Source organism: Acinetobacter psychrotolerans (assembly GCF_048552595.1).
Taxonomy (GTDB): domain Bacteria; phylum Pseudomonadota; class Gammaproteobacteria; order Pseudomonadales; family Moraxellaceae; genus Acinetobacter.
In genome coordinates this window covers 1-21,625 of record NZ_JBIMDK010000007.1, presented here as the reverse complement: position 1 = coordinate 21,625, position 21,625 = coordinate 1, and the positions used below count along the sequence as shown (strand labels likewise).

The 21,625-nt window shown below is 37.7% G+C and carries 21 protein-coding genes and 4 tRNA genes; 6 read left to right on the top strand and 19 right to left on the bottom strand.

The window, feature by feature from the left end; translation table 11 throughout:
• Nucleotides 1–10 precede the first annotated feature (10 nt).
• The 5 genes from ACG94X_RS08165 to ispH form a co-directional block, all read right to left on the bottom strand.
• Entirely contained in the window at nt 11–715 is a 705-nt protein-coding gene (locus ACG94X_RS08165) for a hypothetical protein (protein WP_419383230.1), read from the bottom strand.
• Entirely contained in the window at nt 712–1,635 is a 924-nt protein-coding gene (locus tag ACG94X_RS08160; protein ID WP_419383229.1) for a PilW family protein, read from the bottom strand. Before ACG94X_RS08160 ends, ACG94X_RS08165 begins: the two co-directional genes overlap by 4 nt.
• Nucleotides 1,636–2,259 (bottom strand): type IV pilus modification protein PilV, encoded by a 624-nt coding sequence (pilV, locus tag ACG94X_RS08155; RefSeq protein ID WP_419383228.1) that lies wholly within the window; start codon nt 2,257–2,259, stop codon nt 1,636–1,638. It abuts the gene before it with no gap.
• On the bottom strand, nt 2,259–2,702 hold the full coding sequence (locus tag ACG94X_RS08150) for a prepilin-type N-terminal cleavage/methylation domain-containing protein (protein WP_419383227.1): 444 nt from the start codon (nt 2,700–2,702) through the stop codon (nt 2,259–2,261). The genes pilV and ACG94X_RS08150 overlap by 1 nt, the downstream gene beginning before the upstream one ends.
• 145 nt (nt 2,703–2,847) lie before the next feature.
• The gene (gene ispH / locus ACG94X_RS08145; RefSeq protein ID WP_419383226.1) at nt 2,848–3,801 is read right to left on the bottom strand and encodes a 4-hydroxy-3-methylbut-2-enyl diphosphate reductase; all 954 of its coding nucleotides are present in this window, start codon (nt 3,799–3,801) and stop codon (nt 2,848–2,850) included.
• Nucleotides 3,802–3,944: 143 nt separating this feature from the next.
• Here ispH and gmk point away from each other — a divergent pair, with 143 nt between their 5' ends.
• The 6 genes from gmk (at nt 3,945) to bfr (ending at nt 8,863) form a co-directional block, all read left to right on the top strand.
• Nucleotides 3,945–4,565, top strand: a complete 621-nt coding sequence (gmk, locus tag ACG94X_RS08140) for a guanylate kinase (protein WP_419383225.1) — start codon at nt 3,945–3,947, stop codon at nt 4,563–4,565.
• Nucleotides 4,566–4,670: 105 nt separating this feature from the next.
• Nucleotides 4,671–4,952 (top strand): DNA-directed RNA polymerase subunit omega, encoded by a 282-nt coding sequence (gene rpoZ, locus ACG94X_RS08135; protein WP_196075745.1) that lies wholly within the window; start codon nt 4,671–4,673, stop codon nt 4,950–4,952.
• A gap of 212 nt (nt 4,953–5,164) precedes the next feature.
• Complete coding sequence (locus ACG94X_RS08130) at nt 5,165–7,276, top strand: RelA/SpoT family protein (RefSeq protein ID WP_419383224.1); 2,112 nt, start codon at nt 5,165–5,167, stop codon at nt 7,274–7,276.
• 92 nt (nt 7,277–7,368) lie between these two features.
• Nucleotides 7,369–7,752, top strand: a complete 384-nt coding sequence (gene ridA / locus ACG94X_RS08125; RefSeq protein ID WP_419383223.1) for a deaminase RidA — start codon at nt 7,369–7,371, stop codon at nt 7,750–7,752.
• 193 nt (nt 7,753–7,945) lie between these two features.
• Nucleotides 7,946–8,140 carry a bacterioferritin-associated ferredoxin gene (locus tag ACG94X_RS08120; RefSeq protein WP_419383222.1) on the top strand — a complete coding sequence of 65 codons (195 nt, stop codon included), beginning with the start codon at nt 7,946–7,948 and terminating at the stop codon, nt 8,138–8,140.
• Between the two features lie 258 nt (nt 8,141–8,398).
• Entirely contained in the window at nt 8,399–8,863 is a 465-nt protein-coding gene (gene bfr, locus ACG94X_RS08115) for a heteropolymeric bacterioferritin subunit Bfr (RefSeq protein ID WP_419383221.1), read from the top strand.
• A 67-nt stretch (nt 8,864–8,930) separates the two neighbouring features.
• Here the strand turns inward: bfr and ACG94X_RS08110 are convergent, their stop codons facing one another.
• The 14 genes from ACG94X_RS08110 to ACG94X_RS08045 form a co-directional block, all read right to left on the bottom strand.
• A complete protein-coding gene (locus tag ACG94X_RS08110) occupies nt 8,931–10,577 on the bottom strand; it encodes an O-antigen ligase family protein (RefSeq protein WP_419383220.1) in 1,647 nt (548 codons plus the stop codon).
• Nucleotides 10,578–10,632: 55 nt separating this feature from the next.
• Nucleotides 10,633–12,345 carry an O-antigen ligase family protein gene (locus tag ACG94X_RS08105; RefSeq protein WP_419383219.1) on the bottom strand — a complete coding sequence of 571 codons (1,713 nt, stop codon included), beginning with the start codon at nt 12,343–12,345 and terminating at the stop codon, nt 10,633–10,635.
• Between the two features lie 44 nt (nt 12,346–12,389).
• Nucleotides 12,390–12,872: a pilin gene (locus ACG94X_RS08100; protein WP_419383218.1), complete on the bottom strand. Its 483-nt coding sequence runs from the start codon at nt 12,870–12,872 to the stop codon at nt 12,390–12,392.
• 222 nt (nt 12,873–13,094) lie between these two features.
• A complete protein-coding gene (locus ACG94X_RS08095) occupies nt 13,095–13,667 on the bottom strand; it encodes a TPM domain-containing protein (protein WP_419383217.1) in 573 nt (190 codons plus the stop codon).
• Nucleotides 13,661–14,764 carry a TPM domain-containing protein gene (locus ACG94X_RS08090; RefSeq protein WP_419383216.1) on the bottom strand — a complete coding sequence of 368 codons (1,104 nt, stop codon included), beginning with the start codon at nt 14,762–14,764 and terminating at the stop codon, nt 13,661–13,663. The genes ACG94X_RS08095 and ACG94X_RS08090 overlap by 7 nt, the downstream gene beginning before the upstream one ends.
• A 63-nt stretch (nt 14,765–14,827) precedes the next feature.
• On the bottom strand, nt 14,828–15,427 hold the full coding sequence (locus ACG94X_RS08085; protein ID WP_419383215.1) for a LemA family protein: 600 nt from the start codon (nt 15,425–15,427) through the stop codon (nt 14,828–14,830).
• A gap of 318 nt (nt 15,428–15,745) precedes the next feature.
• Nucleotides 15,746–16,150, bottom strand: a complete 405-nt coding sequence (locus tag ACG94X_RS08080) for a ribosome-binding factor A (protein ID WP_419383214.1) — start codon at nt 16,148–16,150, stop codon at nt 15,746–15,748.
• Nucleotides 16,150–18,837, bottom strand: a complete 2,688-nt coding sequence (gene infB / locus ACG94X_RS08075; protein WP_419383213.1) for a translation initiation factor IF-2 — start codon at nt 18,835–18,837, stop codon at nt 16,150–16,152. The genes ACG94X_RS08080 and infB overlap by 1 nt, the downstream gene beginning before the upstream one ends.
• 10 nt (nt 18,838–18,847) lie before the next feature.
• On the bottom strand, nt 18,848–20,332 hold the full coding sequence (nusA, locus tag ACG94X_RS08070) for a transcription termination factor NusA (RefSeq protein ID WP_419383212.1): 1,485 nt from the start codon (nt 20,330–20,332) through the stop codon (nt 18,848–18,850).
• 34 nt (nt 20,333–20,366) lie between these two features.
• Complete coding sequence (gene rimP / locus ACG94X_RS08065) at nt 20,367–20,891, bottom strand: ribosome maturation factor RimP (protein ID WP_419383211.1); 525 nt, start codon at nt 20,889–20,891, stop codon at nt 20,367–20,369.
• 202 nt (nt 20,892–21,093) lie between these two features.
• A tRNA-Met gene (locus ACG94X_RS08060) sits at nt 21,094–21,170 on the bottom strand.
• A 90-nt stretch (nt 21,171–21,260) separates the two neighbouring features.
• Nucleotides 21,261–21,337: transfer RNA gene (locus ACG94X_RS08055), tRNA-Met, on the bottom strand.
• A 67-nt stretch (nt 21,338–21,404) separates the two neighbouring features.
• Nucleotides 21,405–21,481, bottom strand: a tRNA-Met gene (locus ACG94X_RS08050).
• Nucleotides 21,482–21,548: 67 nt separating this feature from the next.
• A tRNA-Met gene (locus ACG94X_RS08045) sits at nt 21,549–21,625 on the bottom strand.

Below are 21,625 nucleotides of genomic sequence, written 5' to 3'. Positions count from 1 at the left end.
AACTTACACACTATAGAGGTGAATTACTCTGCTTGTATTCGGCAACTTGGGCGTTATAGGGAATATTATTTGTATTCAAACAACTCGTTTTCGTTACCACCCCACTTGCAGCTTCTGCTGGATTGTCTTTTAAGCAACTTACAATGATTGTATTCGTCACATTTGCCATTACAGGTATGAGCGATAAGACATTTATTTTTATACGCATAGCAGGGTTGACCAACTCTGTATCCGTTCCTTCAATAAAATTTTCCAGCGGTGCACTTGGTTTATTTTCAACTTTTATTGTCACTTGCGTCATCACAGCTTTACGACCACTGGTAAAACTATTTGCATTGGAAGGATCGCAATACCCTTTACTTAATCCAGTTCCAGAAATAAATAATCCGACTGTATTTGTATCAAAAGCCTGTTCATTATTTTTAGTAAAACAATAGGAGATTTCCTGCCCAATATTCTGTGTCTGAGAAGCGTAACCAATAGGTCCAAATTTACTTGCATTTAGAACTTTTTGAGCAGCATTGGCAGCCTCAAGTTTAAAAAAATACGCATCAGTATTTTGCAGGAGTAACGACTGCGCTTGGCTATTGGTCGCAATTTTCAAACTAATCACCCCCTGACGTATAGCCAAAGTCCCAACAATTGTAATAATCACCAATAAAACTAATATAACAACAAGTGTATTTCCAGCTTGTCCCAAAGATCGCTTTATCATGATGCAGCCCCCATCGCATTCCGTAATGCAATTGTTTGCGCAACAACCTGATGCAAAAATATTGTATCTTTAGTTTTTAAAGTCACATCGGTATCCAATACACGAAAAGTTGCTTTATTTTTATTTGCCAACTCGGTAGTGGATGAAACACTCTCATTTGCTCTCATCAATATACCCAGTTGCACACCTCTAATTCGTGGCAAAGAACCAGTCTTGGGATAATCACCTATTCCAATATAACGTAAGTTTTTTTGAGCCAGCCCATCTACAGGCAAATTAGACTGACTTCCTGTTGCAGTATCGTTATCTTCACTTACGGCAAGGAGAATACGCATATATTCAACATTTTTTAAAATAGTTTGTGCATTCGAACCAAATCCAGTCAACGCATATGTTACTGTTACAGCAGGTTTATCTTTCAAGTACTGGCCAGAATCACACTTTAAATTACCACTATCAATAAAATATCGTTGAACAATAAAATTACCTGCAAGAACATTATTCCCTTCACAATCTATTGTATTTTCTGGAGTATAATATTGCACAACCAATTGATCGCTAGCCGTACTCGTAAGCGCTGAACTTGCTTCTTCTACAGCTGCTTTTGACAACAATGTCACTCTCGGTTTACCTGCTAAATCATTTGGAAAATTATCAGTACTTAATACAATTCCACCATTTTTTGTCGTACTGTTTATAATAGGTTGGTCAGCACCATAATTTGCTTTCCTTAGATCAGAAGCTATAAAATTTATTCCAAAATTGGAATTATCTTGAATATCAGCCATCGCTTTTTGTAGGTTTAAACTTACCTGTCCAGTGATAAATAATTGTGTAGCTGCTGCAACAATTAATAACCCCAGAGCTATAGCAACCATTAACTCAACTAAAGTAAATCCTTTTAAATTTGATTTCTTCATTTAATATGCCTCCAAAACTACACATTTAGAGTCATCTTTATAAATTCCATATTGGGTACAATCATCTGCTCCCGAACCATCTACTGGCAGTGTTTTATCCCAAGCAACATAAATACACTTACGGCTATTCGCAATAGCTAAAGCTGAAGTGGTTTGCGTTACATTACCTGCTGCATCATTTGAACTATTCGTTATCGAACTTTGGCAATTTATTAGATTCATTTTCATGCCATTTTGAGCAGCCTTATAAGTGACTTGTAAAACATCCTCAACAGCCATTTCAGCACTCGTACATGTTTTTGTTTCATAGCATTTGTCCCAAACGTATACCGAGACAGCATCTTTATTATCAGCAACAGCTTCTATATATGCAGACTGATCAGTATCAGTTGAAATCGCTGTATTGTCTTTTTTTAATACCGATAATGCATAAGGATTAATTCGAATACGTTCCGCAAAATCACGAGCTACAACCATTGCTTGAATACGATTAAATGCTTCACTAGTTGCTTCAACTGCTCTCAATTGCAAGGCTGTGAAGCCCAAAACACCAATTGCAAGAAGAACTAAAGCAACTAATATCTCAATCATGCCTGTCCCTTTTTGTTTTTTTAATATTTGCATTAGCAACTACCCTCAGCTCCTAGAGTTATTGTGCCAACCCTTGTTAAAGTCACTGTTTTTGAAAAATTCATACTACATATAATAAAATTTGTATCTGTAAATTTCGTATTTTTAGTTGTGTTTTTTAAAGTACCATCAGATTGAAAGACAATACTTGGGATTGTTGTTGGAGCAACCAAACTTCCTCTACCTTCCATGCTCCAATAATAATTAATTTCGGTATTCTTGTTCGTATTATTCAAAATTACAGTTACATCTTTTCTTAACAGTATTGATTGACTACGTGCATCCGAAAATGTAGCTAACAATGTTCTAATATTCGAATTTAGATTTTGTTTTACCAATAAATTAGTAAATGAAGGTGCAGCTAACATCACAATAATGACCAAAATACTAACAGTCACCATCAGCTCGATTAACGTAAACCCCTTTTTTATTCTCATTGCGACATCCTAATCACAGAGACTTTTTAATAAATACTAGAACACATATTATTTAGTAAAACTTACAAAAGCACTCAACTCCTGATAAAAGGCACAAAAAAACCGACAACTGATTAACAGAGTCGGCTTTTAGTTTGAGGAAAAACTACTTTTTAAAATTAACTGAAGATCTTAACTCTTTAGGTAAGCTAAACGTGATATTTTCCTCACGACCATTCAATTCTTGTGGTGCAGTAGCCCCCCAGTCTTGTAAACGCTGAATCACTTGCTTAATTAATATCTCCGGAGCAGAAGCACCCGCAGTAACACCAATTTTATCTGTAGACTTAAACCACTCCTGCTGCAACTCATCCGCGTTATCTACAAGATAGGCATGTTTTCCCATACGCTCTGCTAGTTCACGTAAGCGATTAGAATTGGATGAATTCGGAGAACCTACCACTAAAACAACATCACATTGCGTTGCTAAATCTCGAACTGCATCTTGACGATTTTGCGTTGCATAGCAAATATCATCCTTACGAGGCCCTTGAATTTTTGGATATTTCTCACGTAAAGCATCAATTACTTTTGCAGTATCATCAATTGAAAGTGTCGTTTGAGTGACAAAGGCAACTTTTTCAGGATCGTGTACGGTCAGAGAAGCAACATCACCCTCATCTTCTACTAAGTAAATTTCACCACCACGCTTCTTATCATATTGCCCCATTGTTCCTTCAACTTCTGGGTGACCTTCATGCCCGATCAAAATAGCCTCAGTGCCTTCGCGCGCATATTTGGTCACTTCTATATGTACTTTTGTGACCAATGGACAAGTGGCATCAAATACTTTTAGACCACGGCGGTCAGCTTCTTGCTGCACCGCTTTTGATACACCGTGTGCACTAAAAATAACAATATTACCATCTGGAACTTCATCCAGTTCTTCAACAAAGATAGCGCCGCGCTGACGTAAATCATCGACCACAAATTTATTGTGTACTACTTCATGGCGCACATAAATGGGCGGATTAAAACATTCAAGTGCACGATTGACGATGGCAATTGCACGGTCTACGCCTGCACAAAATCCACGTGGATTAGCCAATACAATTTCCATAAAATCCTCAATAGTCACTTTAATGGTCGAATAATTTTATCGTGAAAACACAAACAATCTACAAAAACCATTAAAAACTGTTTTGTTTGTGTTCCGTCTACTCTAAAATAGAGAAGATATTTTATCATATCAGGAAAAATATCATGTCGGGTCTATTGTTTGTCGTTTCTGCGGCATCTGGAACAGGCAAAACATCTCTCGTTAAAGCGCTCCTTGAACGTGTAAGCAATTTGCATGTTTCTGTGTCTCATACGACTCGCGGTCAACGACCTGGCGAACTCGACGGTGTTCACTATCATTTTACTTCTAAAGAGAACTTCCTAGATCAAGTGAATCAAGGTGGTTTTATTGAATTTGCAGAAGTTTTTGGTAATTATTATGGCACAGCTCAAGCCACTGTAAGAGAGCAACTCGCCAAAGGGCATGATGTTCTTTTAGAAATTGACTGGCAAGGTGCTGAGCAAGTTCGTAAACTTTTTCCTGAATCTAAACAGATATTTATCCTTCCTCCTACTCAATTTGATTTACGTCAGCGTTTGTCTAATCGTGGCACAGATTCGGTTGAAGTGATTGAACATCGTTTAGGTTGCGCTGTAGCAGATATGCAGCAATATGTTAATTTTGAATATATTATTATCAATGATGACTTTAATAAAGCGTTGCATGATTTAGAGTCAGTCATTAACGCAAATCGTTTAAAGTTAGATCAACAAGCAAATCGTCATCAAGTTTTAATTGAAAAATTAATTACACCACAATCTTAATTACGCTGCTTTCTAAATAAGCGTCGATTAAAACTTGAGTCTGGACTGAAAGCATTTTATACTGGACAGTCTGTTTAAAAAATTTATATTCAATCGAGAATTCTTATGGCACGCGTAACCGTTGAAGATTGTTTAGACCATGTAGACAACCGCTTTGAGCTTGTACTAGTGGCAAGCAAACGCGCGCGTCAATTGGCACGTCAAGGCATTGAGCCTACTGTAGAGTGGGATAATGACAAACCAACTGTTGTTGCTTTACGTGAAATTGCGGTTGGTCATGTAACGAAAGATATCTTGAAACAACGTGATCAAGACTATCAAACTTCGAGTCTTGACCTTGCACTTTCTGCAAACAATCTTAACCTTGAAGGCTTCTCTTTCCAATAAGTTGAATCTTCTTAAAAAAGCCTAGTGACCACACTAGGCTTTTTTATTGCAAATTTATATGAAATAGTTATGCCAACACATCGACAAACTGTTAAATATTTGTTAAAAAAATAGATATTTTTTATTTCTAGAAATTGACAAGTGACTCAATATGCTTTTCATTAAGGTATTAGGAAAAATCGTTCAACTTCGCAATTTATTATAGGTGTTCTATGCCAGGCCAAGAGGTCAGCCAAGCTAAGCAGCAGCTCAATATCATAGTCGATGCATACTTAAAACCAAGTGATGTCGAACGGGTTCTTGCAGCTTGTGATTATGCCGATATTGCACACGATGGTATTACTCGTAAGAGTGGCGAACCTTATATCCTACATCCGATCGCTGTGAGTTGCATTTTGGCGCATATGCGAATGGATGCAGAAACACTCATGGCTGCCTTGCTGCATGATGTGATCGAAGATACTGATTTTACTAAAGAAGATATTATTGAGAAATTTGGACGTACTGTTGCCGAGCTGGTAGATGGTGTGACCAAGCTCAGCCATTCCAGTGATAAAGAATACAATAAAGCAGCGTCTTTCCGTAAAATTCTGCAAGCCACCCTGCAAGACCCACGCGTAATCATTATCAAACTGGCAGATCGTTATCACAATATGACCACTTTGGGCGCATTACGTCCAGACAAGCGTGCTCGTATCGCTCAGGAAACGTTTGATATTTTCGTGCCCATGGCGCGTTTGGTCGGCATGAATGAAATGGGCGATAACCTTGAACATTTGTGTTATCAAAATCTTGATTTGGATATGTATAACAACGTGCAAGAGTCGTTGTTAAAAACCAAACCTGAACGCTGTAAATATCAATCAGTTTGGGAACAGAATTTAGCTGAGTTATTGAATAATTACCATATTCAAGGCCGTATCAAAAAGAAAAATAATAATATTGAGTTGTTACGCCACTTTGTCAAAAATGAAATTGATTTACAAGAACTAACCAATAGTCATGCTTTTGAAATCATTTTACAAAGCATTGCGGATTGTGACCGTCTTGTAGATGCCTTACGTGAAAATTTTCAAGTATTGAGCTATGACGACCATATTCGTCGCCCGCTACCAGGTGGCAACCAATCTTTAATGATTCGTTTGAAAGGTGAAAAGACCACATTATCACTCACCATCCAAACAGAATTGATGCGTAAAGCTGCACGCTTTGGCGTGGTTTTGGGTGAAAATGCGCCGCAAGCCTGTCGCTCTGCGATTCAAGCATCGATGAAAAACCTCAATATTCTTGTCGGTGGTGATTGTGCCAAAACGACTTTCAGCGACTTATTAGATTATTTACATCAAGAAAAAATTTGGGTTTACACGCCACATGGTCAGTTGCATGAGCTTCCTCAAGGTGCGACTGCTGTAGATTTTGCTTATTCAGCCAGTTTATTTTTAGGCAACCATGCTGTAGGCGTTAAAATCAATGGTGAAAGTAAACCTTTATCCACCCCTCTTGTAAGCGGTCAAGTGGTTGAAGTCATTACCGATGTTTTAGCTACACCAAATCCAGACTGGTTGAGCTTCATTAATACCCAAAAAGCCCGTAGAGCCATTCAAAACATTTTGCGTGAACAAGATATAGAGGAACAACGGTTAGTCGGGCAGCAAGCGCTAAATCGTGCATTAAAATTATTTAATCGCTCTGTGTCAGATCTATCTGAAGCCGATTGGGTAGATTTACTGCAATGGCGTCATATTCAAGATAAAAATACTTTATTTGAGCAAATCGCGGTAGGTGATTTACTGCCTCAATTGGTTGCAAACCATTTATTTGCACAGTCGCAACCGACAGATCATGCTGTTTCTGAGCGCTTAATTCAAGGTACGGAAGGTGTCGACGTTAAATATGCACATTGTTGCAACCCTGTGCTTGGCGATCAAATTCAAGGGCATTTATCTCGACGTGGTTTAATCGTTCACCGTGCTCGTTGCCACAACTTGATTCATGAACAACATTCACACCCTGAAAATATCATGTCTTTGAATTGGACGTCTGAGCAAGAAGATGATGTCAATTTCAATGCTTATTTGAGTATTGACCTTATTTTGAATGATGAACAAATCTCTGAACTAATCTACTTGTGTCGTAAAGCAAAAACTGGTGTTGAATCTGTTCGCTCACATGAAGGAAAAACCTACGTCAATATCGTAGTGAATAATCGTAAGAAAATTGCTCAGATCATTCGTGAATTACGTATGCAATTTGGTTTCCCTCGTATTGAACGCCTTGCTATGCCAGTTGAGATTAATGACAACATCAAAGCAAAAGCGTGCTAAGGTATATTCGATTAGATTGAAAATGCGACACGCCCTTGCATGTAGCACATTCATATATCTGACGAAGAAAAGCCAAAACCTAGGAGAAATCGATGTCCCGCCAAGTAATCCATACTGAAAATGCCCCTGCTGCAATAGGCACCTATTCTCAAGCTATTTTAGCGGGCAATACATTATATCTTTCAGGGCAAATTGGTTTAGATCCTTATAGCATGGAACTTGTAGAAGGTTTTGAAGCACAAGTTCGTCGTGTTTTTGATAATTTAAAAGCCGTTTGTGAAGCTGCTGGTGGTTCTTTAGCAGATATCGCAAAACTGAATATCTTCTTAATTGACCTTTCACACTTTCAACTCGTCAACCAAATTATGGGCGAATACTTTGCTCAACCTTATCCAGCTCGTGCGGCATTAGGCGTTGCGGCATTGCCAAAAAATGCTTTAGTGGAAATGGATGGCATTGTCATCATTGATAAATAGTGCTTTGAGCAAAATTAGGTAAATTGTTAATTTCTAAGATGTTTAAAAATTAACCATCAGTACCACCGATCAGGTGGTATTTTTTATTCAAAAAGCCAATCAAAATAAATGCGAATTTAAATGAATTCCATTGACAAATGATAACAATTATCACTAATATTAGATATCCCATTTAACCTCATGGTTGATTTTCATGTACGTTTGTTTATGTCGTGGTATTACAGATCAAGATATTAAAGATGCGATGGAAAATGGTGCGGAAAGCTATCGTGAAGTTCGTGATCTCTTAGATTTAGGTACTTGCTGCGGTCGCTGCGTACCAGAAGCAAAAAGTATCATCAATGAAGAGCTGGCAGAAATTGCTGCACGTATCTCGATTGCTGCCTAACAAATATGCTTAGAATATTCCAAATATAACGATAATAATTTTTTAATGATCTGCGGATCATTTTCCTCCCCCGCTTCGACTCAGAGCGGGTTATTTTTGTCTAAACTTCCACTCTGTTAAATGTAGCCCAATTGTTTTTGATTGCGATTTTCATTTGCCGTTCTATAAATCACTCGAAACTATTGATAAATTTGATTAAGATAGTGCTATGGATTGCCTTACCGTTTTTAAGGCACACAACTGAATGGAGCTTTGACCATGAAAGGCAATCGAGACGTTATCAATCAACTTAATCAAGTTCTTTACCACCATCTAACTGCAATCAACCAATATTTCCTTCACTCACGTATGTTTAATGATTGGGGCATTGAGCAACTCGGTTCTGCCGAATATAAAGAATCCATTCGTCAAATGAAGCACGCTGATAAGATCATTTCACGTATTCTGTTTCTAGAAGGCTTACCAAATTTACAGCATTTAGGAAAGCTTTATATTGGGCAACACACTGTTGAAGTTTTAAATTGCGATATTCGTAAAGTAAAAGAAAATATCGAAGCACTTAAAGCTACTGTTGCACTTGCAGAGACACATTTAGATTACGTTACACGCGATCTTGTGCAAGAGATTCTAGAAAAAGAAGAAGAATATTGGGATTGGACAACGACGCAAATCGATTTAACAGAAAGTATCGGAATTGAAAATTATATTCAAAGCCAAATGTAATCTTAAATTTCTTATTTCAGACCAATAAAAAATCCCCAAAAGAATGGGGATTTTTTGTGTATATCGATTATTTTCCAGCAGATGTTACCAATAAATCTTGATAGCTATTTTCTTGCCCATGTAATATTTTCAATATCCACAACTGATGTTCTGCTTCAGTTTTTTTACCATTAAAAGCCAAAACTTGCGCATATTTATAAATATCGTATTTAGAGGCTAAGTTTGCCACCATTTTTCCAATGTGTGCGAGCTGCTGATCAGATACATTGCTATGCGGATTAAAACCAATCCACCACACACGTTCTTTAAACTGGGTCAGGATTAAAATATCCTGATTCATGATCTGTTGTTCTGATGCTGATAATGATGTTTTCTGTTTAATCAAAACACTTTGTTCACGATATAGAATATAGTCACGGTAAATCACCCCAATCAAAACTAAACCAATAACAACGATACTCACCGTTATTGCAGGTTTTAAATTTACTGTAGGTAATTGTGCGTATTGTGCTTGAATAATCCCGAGTAAAAACCCAAGTGGTAAAAGGAAATACGCATAATGAATTGGGTATTCCAATAAAGCATGAATGAGAACTGCGCAAACCATTAAAATTGCAGCAATAGAAACAGGCTCTTTAGCACCACGATTTAACCAAAACAACCAGCATATGACATAAAGAATAATGATTATCGCAATAGGTATACCATTCCAAATGGTTAAATCTAAAACAACATTGTGCGCTGTCTTATACCACTCATGAGAAGGATAGAGATCAAAAGCAGCGATTTGCGCCATCCCAGTTTGATTCCAACCATAGCCCAACCAAGGATGCTGTGTAATCGCGATTAATGCTTGATTCCACATATCTAAACGTAAGTAACCTGTTGATGCTCTTTCAACAACTGAAGCCGTCTGGGCTACATCTTGAATAGCAACAGCAGCAATCCATTGGTTAATCATTGGCAAAGTTGCAATAATAGCAATAAATACGCCGACCCAAGCCAATAATTTAGTAAAACTAAAACGCTTTACTTGTCCAAATTGCTTTATTACTAAATAAACCAGTGTAAATAAACAGACCACCCATGCGGTACGTGACTGTGTTAGCGCAATTGTGAATAGAAAAATAAGTACGGAAGGTGTAATGATATAACTGGGTAAAATCCGTTTTTCATAGAAATATAAGCAAGCAAATACTCCCATGCACATAAATGTCGCTAAGTTATTCGGTTGTGCAAAGTTAGCGTAAGGACGATTACCACGCAGTAAATTCATTAAAGGACTGAAATATTCATTCACTGTGAGCCATTGACTCAATGCGATCAAACTTGAAAAGATTGCACCTATAAAAATAATCAAACAGAAAATTTTAAAAACTTGCTCTCGCTGCCCTTTTTCTCCAACTCCTAAGTTATAGCCAACGACTACCATAAGCCAAAACATGCCGATATAAGCCGTACACAGCAGAGCATTACTAAAATATAAAACTTGACCAAACCCCCATTGAATTAAAGGAATCACCAAGATTGGCAAGATCAGTAATTGCGGCTTTGCAATATTTAGGTTTTTATTGATAAATGTTGAAAGCAATACTAATGCTGAAAGAAATGTCAGCACTTCACTACCAAACGTTGTCCATGGCATTTTATGGAATGGAAAAAGCCATGCAAGTAAAAGCAAGATGGCTGAAAGGATGTATGGGATGACTTTCATTAGATTAGGAATAGAAAAACTAAATTATCATATAGTTAATCTATAAAAAGATACATTATTTTTTACTGATTTGTGAATTATAATGAGTATTCACCTTATAATAGATATCTCCAAATTTTTTATGGTTTTCATTATTTAACAAAGTTAGAACTTGTATTGTATATGGGCATTTTTGATAAAAATCATAATGACAAGCCATATCAAAATATAACAATGATTTTTCTTTTTGATTATCAAATGCTAAAAACGCTCCTTGTTTAATAAGAAACCTATAATCAGGCGAATATTCAACTAACCTCTCTCCTATGATAAGCTTATCATTCAAAAGAAACTCATCACGATCAGCTGCTTCAAAAAAAAGAAGATCTTGAAAATAGCTAAACCCAAAAATAGGGTCAAGATTTACTGTAGCAAGCATCTTATTTCTTTGATTTTCATTTTGATCAAAAACGATATCATTAATATATGCAACTTTTCTATATTGCATCGTGTAATAGACAGATGAAATCATTAAAAATAAGCAAGGAACATATATTAAATAATCTTTATCAACTTTATATTCATATGCTTCACTTTTATCAAGCAATGATAAAAATATTGAAAAAACAAATAAATATCTAAAATACCACAATGGATATTCAAAACAAGAATACAGAATAAAAATACATAAGATTGTAAAAACAAAAATATCTTGAATATTTTTTAATTTTTTTAAGTTCTTAATAACAATATAAGTAAATAAAATGAATATCAAACCTCCTAAGACACCAAATTCTGCTAGAAGTTGACCTATAATAAAATGTGAGTGATCTGTGAAGCTCACCCACTCTAATTGATTATAGTAAATAAAATTACTGCTTGCAAAATTTTTCCAACCAATTCCTGTTAGTGGTTGATTCACAAAACTCAACCATGACTGACTCAAAAGAGATAACCTTGGATCATCTAAGCTTTGTGAAATTCGACCAACAATACCATTTACTGCTAGCTTATTGTAATAATAATTCCCTATAATAAAGGACATTAAAGCAAAATAAAACTCATATATTTTTAATAAACTATTTTTTTTATCATAATTTTTATATAAATTAAAAAATAAAGTCATTGATAATAATATAATTAACCCTGATCGACTTGCTGTAAATGCAATTCCAACACTCAAAATAAAAATACATATGTAGTTAAAGACTTTTTTATTTTCATCAAAGATAAACATTGATGAAATTATTCCTAGTGAAAAAATAAATGCAGCTTGATTAGGTTGAAATATATTACCTGAAAACCTTTGTACTTGTAATGGTAACCGCATTAATTCAACTAGAGGTAAAATTTTTAAAATATGAATAAGTTGCGTAAGGAATAACAGCAAAGATGATAAAATAAAAATATAACCAAAAAAATAAATTACTCTTCTTTTATTATCATAATTTGAAATACTTATTGAAACTAAAGTTATCAATAAAATTATAGCTATAGGAAATATCAATGAATCAGTATAAATAATTTTATTGATGAAAGGTTGAATTAAAAACACACACAATACAAATAACCAAAAAATATTATTTATATATAGTCTTGTTTTATTTTTTATAAAAAATAAAACAAGAGCAAAAGCAACTAATATATAACAAATTGAATTGATATAAAAATCATGCTGACTAGGACTGTAATGTTGAAAACTTAATACACCAAAACAATATCCTATACCTAAAATTAGAAGATACAAATTATTTTTTATACAAATATTCATAATACTACTTTCAGTCAATAAAAAAGCCAATCTTGATTAGATTGGCTTTTAAAATAAATCAATTAGTTACGACATTCAGCTGGCGCATATTTAGCAAGAAGCGTACCATTACTTACATTCGCAACAGTAGGGCTGCCTGCACTAGCACACTTCCAATTAATTGAACCATTAGTAGGAATAGTACTTGTAGTAGCAGTACCAACTAAAGCAGCTGTACCGTCTAAAGGAGTTAAAATTAATGTATGACCACTATCAATATTACTAGCATATGTAATTGTGATTGCACCATTAGTTGAAGAAATCCCAACACTTGCTACATTTTTTGAAGGAGCTGGTGCATTCCAACCTGAACTGAAAGGAGCACCATTCGCAGCATTTTCAGACACAGCAGTTTTAGCTGATGAAGCTAGTGATAAACCTTCTGTTACTTTTGCACGTACCGTGTAATCTTGATAAGCAGGGATTGCAACAGCAGCAAGAATACCGATAATCGCAACAACGATCATTAATTCGATAAGAGTAAAACCCTTTTGAACTGATTTCATAACATTTCTCCAATGTTTTTAAAAATTTTTATAGCTTTTTACAGCAATTTAAGAATCTGTTTATTATGTGGAAAAACAACAGACCTTTAGTACAGTCTGATTCTAAAGAGAATGTAACGCTTTACAAGTCTTTTTTTTCATCATATTTTTTTAAGTAATTAAACGTAAAAAAGTGACACTTCTTGTCACTTTAAAATAAAACAAATCTAAAATTTTTCTTAATTAATTCAATATTATGGGTTGATTTGCCAACTCGTTCATCATATCAGGTTTTTGCAAACTCTGCTGTTGATTATAAAATAAATTCAACACTTTACCTATTTCAACAACACCATTTTCCACAGCCATACGATATTGCTTATTTTTTAGCTGTAAAATCATTTCATCACAAATTTGTTGCCAAATATCTGATGTAACTGCTTGATCTATTCCTCGATCCACCATAATTTCTACAGTCTGTTCGCACAAATTTAAATATAACAAAACACCACTATTATACTCTGTATCCCAGACACCAAGTTCAGCAAAAAGCTGCTGGGCTCTCAAACGAGTACTTTGGTGATAAGCTTGATTGCTTGGAATATGTCCTTCAATCACCACTTGAATTTCCCCGACATGACCTTGCTCCGCAACTGTAACAGCTTGTGTGATAGCATTTTGATCTTGCTTAGAGAAATAACGTTTAGATGCAGGCATATATAAAAAATGCTTTAACCATCGCTTAAAGCTTGGTTGCACTTTTTCCTGTAATTTTGGTTCTGTCAAAATTTCTGTTGTTTCAGTTATTGTTACCATGAGCCTGATGCACCTCCACCGCCAAAACCGCCACCTCCGCCACTATAACCGCCTCCCCCACCAAAACCACCACCGCCGCCTCCACGCCCACCACCCGATAGAAACATTTGAAAAATCAGTTGTGCAAGCGAGGTAATTAATAAGAAGAATATTCCAAACCCCATGATTAGGCTCATTATTATACCAGAGCCATAAATCATTCCCGCTGCTGCTGCCGTGACACCTGCAACAGCAGCACTCAAACGATTACCAATGATAAATGATGCGAATATTCCCACAATCAAAATTACCATTGCAGCTGTTAGTGTTCGGTCTTTCGCTTCCTGCTCTTTCTCCGCTTGAGCTTGTCTCTCCTTCAGCTCATCGGCAGCTTGTTTGGCTATTGCAGGATCTAAATTGAGAATACGTTCAATTTCAGTCACACCCGCTTGTAAGCCTTGCCCATATTGTCCCAGCTTAAAATCTGGTGCAATTTGATTACGGATAATTCGATTGACTAAAATATCAGGTAGTACACCTTCTAAACCATAACCTGTTGCAATATGAATTTTATGATCATTTACTGCAACAGCAATTAACATACCATTATCTTGCTTCGCCGAACCTAGTTTCCATTGTTCTGCTACACGCATGGCAAAATCGAAAATATCTTCATTTCCAGTGGTTGGTACAATAATTATCCCAATTTGTGCCTTACCTTGATTATAGATATTTCGAATTTGCTGCTCTAAATTTTGTTTCTCACTTACAGAAAGAACATTCGCTTGATCAACAATGGGTTGGTTCAATGTGGGAATATTGCGTGTGGTCTGCCCTTCTGCCATATCATTCGCAACTTGGGGTACATTCGGCGCTTGATTATTCTTAGGATTTGGAGCAGTTTGTTGTGGATTAGCCGCCTTTGGATTTAAAATATTCGGTAAATTTGCATTTGGTACAACTTTACCCAACACCACAGCATCTTGAACCTCTTGCTCATCCGATGCCGTCGCAACCTCAGCCCACACAGTGGATTGAATAGAAAAAATCAGTCCAAATAGCACACATAAAAATGTACTCATTTTTTTTAAAACTGATTTTTTATTCCACTCAATCATAATTCACCTTGTTTTCATGCTTAGCCATTTTCAAACTGTTCCAATAACAGCCATCTATGAGCGTTAATTTGATTGATTAAAATTTACTGTTGGTGCTTTTGCCGCACCAGCTTCTGCACTAAAGTTTGGCTTCGCTTTCATACCAATCACTTTAGCCGTCATTGCTTGAGGGAATTGACGCACGTAAGTATTGTAATCTTGAACCGATTCTACATAACGTGTACGTGCGGTACTAATACGGTTTTCCGTACCTTCTAATTGCACTTGCAAATCTCGGAACTGTTCATTGGCTTTTAAATCTGGGTAGTTTTCAGTGACCGCCAATAAGCGTGATAATGCGCCCGTCATTTGCGACTGTGCTTCTTGGTATTTTTTAAATAGTTCAGGATCGTTTAAAACTTCTTTATCAACCTTTAACCCCGCAACATTTGCACGTGCTTCAGTCACTTCAGTTAATACTTTTTCTTCATGTGTCGCATAACCTTTTACCACATTTACAAGGTTCGGCACTAAATCTGCACGACGTTGATATTGGTTTTCAACTTCAGACCATGCAGCAGTCACAGACTCATCTTTCGCTTGTAAGGTATTATAACCACAGCCTGAAAATACCAATGTGCTTGCAAGTGTTAACGCTAATAAACCTTTTTTCATTGAATTCATCATGTTTTCCTCAAAGATATTTATTTGTATTTGTTCATATAAAAATCATTCTATAAGATTTTTTTTAATTTTTTGTTGAGTTTATGAAAATGAAACAATCATATAAGTTTGAGTATTAGCCTAAATAATGAGTTGTATCAATATTCAATACACGTTTGATAAATACATTGATAATGTTTCAATTTATTTTGGAATTTGAATAGATTAGTTATATTGAGGTGTCCCAATTAGCAAAATACAGCTATTAGATATTTAAATTTAAACGCATTTTCAAGACACAAAAAAAGCCACCCAAAGGTGGCTTCATTTTATAACAACTTATTCGTTATCTTGCTTTTCTTCTGAAGGAGGTAAATCCTTCACTGCTTCTGCAATCAAACCGAACATGTAGTTACCATAGGCATTGGTTTTATCATAATGAAAACGCAAACGCGGTGTGACACGAGTTTTGATCCGACGACCTAATTCATGACGCAAGAATCCAGATGCCTTATTTAAGACATCTAAAGTTTCTTTGTTTGCAGATTCACTTTGATCATCACCTAATTCACGGCCCATAACAGTAACGTAAACTTCGGCATAACCTAAATCTGGGCTAACTTTCACCGCAGAGATGGTCACTAGACCACCTAAGCGTGGATCTTTCAGCTCTTGGCGAATCAGTTCTGACAACTCACGTTGTACAGTATCACCCATACGCTTTAGACGTTGACTACCCGCCATTAAAGACTCCGTTTAATCAACTGAACATCATAAACTTCGATTTTGTCGAGCGCTTTAATGTCTTTATAACCTTTAACCGCAAGACCACATTCCATACCAGCACGGACTTCTTCAACCACTTCTTTAAAGCGACGAAGAGACTCAAGCTCACCTTGGAATACAACCACATCATCACGTAATACGCGAATTGGTTTGTTACGATGTAATACGCCTTCAAGTACCATACAACCTGCAGCTGCACCGAATTTGCTTGAGTGGAATACTTCACGAACTTGCGCAACACCCAGAATCGTTTCACGATGTTCAGGTGCAAGCTTACCGCTCATTGCCGCTTTAACATCATCAATCAATTGATAGATAATGCTGTAATAACGGATATCCATGCCATCAGCATCAGCTTTTTGACGCGCAGTTGTATCAGCACGAACGTTAAAGCCAAGAAGCACTGCTTCAGAAGATTCTGCAAGCGTTACATCAGACTCAGTAATTGCACCAACACCCGAACCAATCACACGTACACGAACTTCATCTGTTGAAAGATCAGAAAGGGCAACAGTCAAGGCTTCCAAAGTACCGCGTACATCAGTCTTAAGCACAACATTCACATAAGGCACATCTTTTTTGCCCATAGATGCCATGATGTTTTCAAGACGCATTGCACTTTGACGCTCAAGACGTTTTTGACGTTCACGATCCATACGCGCATCGGCAACTTCACGTGCTTTCTTCTCATCGCTTACAACAAGAACTTCGTCACCTGCCATTGGCGCTTCAGGAAGACCTAAGATTTCCACTGGAATCGAAGGACCTGCAGATTGGATACGCTGACCATTCTCATCAGTCATCGCACGGACACGACCGTAAGATGCACCAGCAAGAACAAGGTCACCTACTTTCAATGTACCATTTTGCACAAGAATAGACGTTACTGCACCACGACTGTTGTCAACACGTGCTTCAATAACAACACCTTGCGCAGCACCTTCTTCAGATGCTTTCAACTCAAGCAATTCTGCTTGGATTGAAATAAGATCTAGAAGCTCATCGATACCTTGACCAGAGTGTGCTGAAACCATTGCAACAGGTACGTCACCGCCCCATTGTTCAGGCACGATTTCTTTCACTGTCAATTCATTCAATACGCGATCTGGGTCAGCAGATTCTTTATCCATTTTGTTGATAGCAACAATAATTGGCGTACCCGCTGCACGTGCATGATCAATTGCTTCCGCAGTTTGTGGCATAACACCATCATCTGCTGCTACAACAAGAACCACGATATCAGTCGCTTTCGCACCACGTGAACGCATTGCAGTAAATGCAGCATGTCCAGGAGTATCAAGGAAAGTGATCATACCTTTGTCAGTTGTAACGTGGTAAGCACCAATATGCTGTGTGATACCGCCCGCTTCGCCTTGAGCAACTTTTGCACGACGAATACGATCAAGAAGCGAAGTTTTACCATGGTCAACGTGCCCCATGATTGTAACCACTGGCGCACGTGTAGATTGAGCACCACGCGCTTCTTCAGCTGCTTCAAGTAAGTTATCTTCAGCTTGCGTATCAGAAACTAGAACTGGGTTATGACCCATTTCTTCTACGATCAATGCAGCAATTTCTTGTTCAATCGCTTGGTTCTGAGTAACAAGCTCACCCATTTTCATGAGTGCTTTAATTACTTCACGAACTTTAATCGCCATTTTCGCTGCAAGATCTGCAACAACAATAGTTTCACCAATTTCAACATCATAAACTTGTTTTTTAACAGGTTTTTCAAAACCGTGTTTACCTGCCTGACTTGTTTTCAGACCACGTTTAGGTTGTTTGCTGAAGCTTTGCTCTTCCTGACCACGACGACCACCTTTTTTCGGTGCACGTGCAGTTGGCGTATTGGTACCACGTTTGATGTCACGGTCTTCTTTCGCAAATGAATCTTCATATGCTTGACCAACCAAACCTGCTGCCAATGGAGAATCATCTACAACACGAATCGTTGCAGTTGCTTCTTCACCAGAGTATTTAGTCGCCATCTGACGCATTTGCTCAAGCGTACGCTGTTGCGATTCTTCAGCCGACTTACGACGAGCTGCTTCTTCAGTCGCTTTCAACTGCGCCGATTGCGCTTCACGCAGACGTTTTTGCTCAGGCGTTTCTATCGCCTTAACAGTCGCTTTAGTAATTGGTTTATTCGTAGATTTACGCTTAACCACAACTGCAGCTTTCGGTGTTTCTTTCGCAGCGGTCTGCTGTTTCGCAGCAGCACGCATTTTTTCAAGATTGGCTTTTGCTGAACTTTCTACTTTTACTGTTTCAACTTTCGTTTCACCAGATGTAGTAGTCTGCGCATTTGTCGCTTTTGCCAATGCTTCAGCTTTAATCTGCTCAGGATTAGGCTTAGTAAACGTATGCTTCTTGCGAACTTCTACGTTTATCGTTTTTGCCTTACCTGAAGTACTCGCAACTTTCGCTGTACTGGTTGTTTTACGTTTCAACGTGATTTGTCCTGCTTGCCCTACGTCTTGACCATGTGATTTTTTCAAATGGTTGACGAGCGCATCTTGCTGTTCAGTAGAAATTTTATCTTCAGCCTGCTTTTGTGGCAATCCAGCTTCACGCACCTGATCAAGGAGCTTTGCAACAGGAAGTCCTACGCTGACCGCTAACTCTTGAATTGACTTATCCGTCATGTATTACCTCCTAGTTAAACCATGATTCACGCGCTTTCATAATCAATTGACCAGCTTTTTCAGCGCCTAAACCTTCAATATCAGAGATATCGTCAGTGGCTTGATCTGCTAAATCATCGACTGTGATTACACCACGAGCGGCTAAAGCATACGCAATTTCAGAAGTCATTCCTTCCATCGCAACAAGTTCTGGACTCGGGTCCTGAATATTTTCTTGTTGTTTCAATGCATCTGCTAAAGCTGCGTCTTTTGCACGACTTTGTAGTAACTCTACTGTATCTGCATCTAATTCGATTTCATCGAAAGTTTCCGCAGGTACATAAGCGATTTCCTCAAGCGAGGTAAAGCCCATTTCTACTAAAGCCATTGCAAGATCTTCTTCAATATCTAAACGTGAAACAAACATGTCTAAATATTGTTGAGCTTCATTTTGTTGACGAGCACGATACTCATCTTCAAGCATCATATTAAGCTTAAAGCCTGTCAATTCTGATGCAAGACGTACGTTTTGACCTTGTGAGCCAATTGCACGTGCAAGCTGATCACTCGTTGCAAAAATAATATCCGCTGTATGTTCTTCTTCGTCAAGTACGATACCCGATACATCTGCAGGCTCTAAAGCACTTGCGATATATTGAGCAGGATCATCAGACCACACCACAACGTCAATACGTTCACCGTTTAACTCTGACTGTACCGCTTGAATACGTGTACCACGCATACCAATACATGCACCCACAGGGTCAATACGATGATCATTGGTTTTCACTGCAATTTTTGCACGAACACCAGGCTGACGCGCTGCTGCTTTAATTTCGATGATTTCTTCAGAAATTTCAGGAATTTCTTTCGTCATCAAAGCAATTAACATATCAGGTTTAGCACGAGACAATAATAACTGTGCGCCACGACCTTCACGATTTACATTATATAAAATCGCTGTCACACGTTGTTTTGGACGAAGAATTTCTTTAGGAATCATTTCTTCACGTGCCAAATACGCTTCCGCATTGTCACCCAAGTCGATAATAAAGCCATCTTTGGTTTGTTTTTTCACTTCACCGTAGATTAACTCACCGACTTTAGACTCATATGCATCTGCAACAAGTGCACGCTCAGCTTCACGAATTTTTTGCACAATGACTTGTTTAGCAATTTGTGCAGCAATACGACCGAAATCGATTGAAGGCACTTCGAGTTCACGAATATCACCAATTGACCATTGTTCAGGATCTAAATCAGAAATAGCATCTTGGCATGCAGGCATTTCATGATCTTCATCGGCAACCACTTCCCATTGACGGAAAGTACTATATTCACCTGTTTTACGATCAATCTCTACACGTAACTGAGCTTCTTCCGAATTCGTTCCTTCGTAGTATTTCTTTTTTGTCGCCGCAACCAAAGCCTGTTCAAGCGCCTCAAAGATTGCTTCGCGACTTACACCTTTTTCATTACTAACCGTTTCAACGACGGTGAGAATTTCACGTGCCATACGTCACCTATTTATTCAGATTTCTATTTCTGGATTAACCCTGAAAGATCAAATTCGCTTTGTCTATATTGTTGCTATCAATCTCAAGTACCTGTTGATTCTCAACTTCGACTTGAATGAATTCACTTTCTAAATCTACAGCAACCAATTTTGCTTGGAATTTACGACGATTTTCAACCGCAGAAATTAAACGCAATGCAACTTGTTGACCAATATAGTTTTGTAATTGTGCCAATTGGAAAAATGGTCGATCCCAACCTGGTGATGATACTTCTAAAGCATACTCACCTGAAATTGGATCATGAACATCCAAAGTCGCACCTACCTGCTGGGTCACACGTACACAATCTTGTACGCCAATCCCACGACCTTGCTCAAGCTCGCCATCTTCACCGTGCACAGCTTCAGCTTCTCCAGCAACATCTTTATCAATATAAATACGCAATAAAGATCGTTTACCCTGAGGAACAAATTCAATTCCCCAAAGTTCTACATCACAAGCTTGCACTGCAGGAGTGATTAAATCTTGAAGTGCTTGAGTTTTATTTGATAGCTTCATTTACTCTCGTCATATTTGTGCGATTCAATCGCTCATCGGACCAATTCAAACTTTCTATAGTGAAGCATGTCTTTTTGACCAATTGATGTACACACCACACGATAGCCAATAAAAAAGGGCGTAATCGCCCCTATTATCGCACAGTAAACCTTAGTTCACTATGCAAAAAAGACCCACCTATTTGTGAGCCCTTTTAGAAACTTGGTAGCGGGAGCTGGATTTGAACCAACGACCTTCGGGTTATGAGCCCGACGAGCTACCAGACTGCTCCATCCCGCATCAACGTTGCAAATTATACTCAAATATGAATTAAATTTCAACCAAAATGATTCATATTTAAGCTTAGTTAAGTTTGCATCCTAACTAAAATGGTAGCGGGAGCTGGATTTGAACCAACGACCTTCGGGTTATGAGCCCGACGAGCTACCAGACTGCTCCATCCCGCAATTACACTGCAATTTTATAGACAACATTTAAAATGTTGTTTTTAACCAAGTTGCATCTTAGTTAAAATGGTAGCGGGAGCTGGATTTGAACCAACGACCTTCGGGTTATGAGCCCGACGAGCTACCAGACTGCTCCATCCCGCAACTATACTGCAATTTTATAGACAACATCTAAAATGTTGCTTTTAACTAAGTTGCATCTTAGTTAAAATGGTAGCGGGAGCTGGATTTGAACCAACGACCTTCGGGTTATGAGCCCGACGAGCTACCAGACTGCTCCATCCCGCA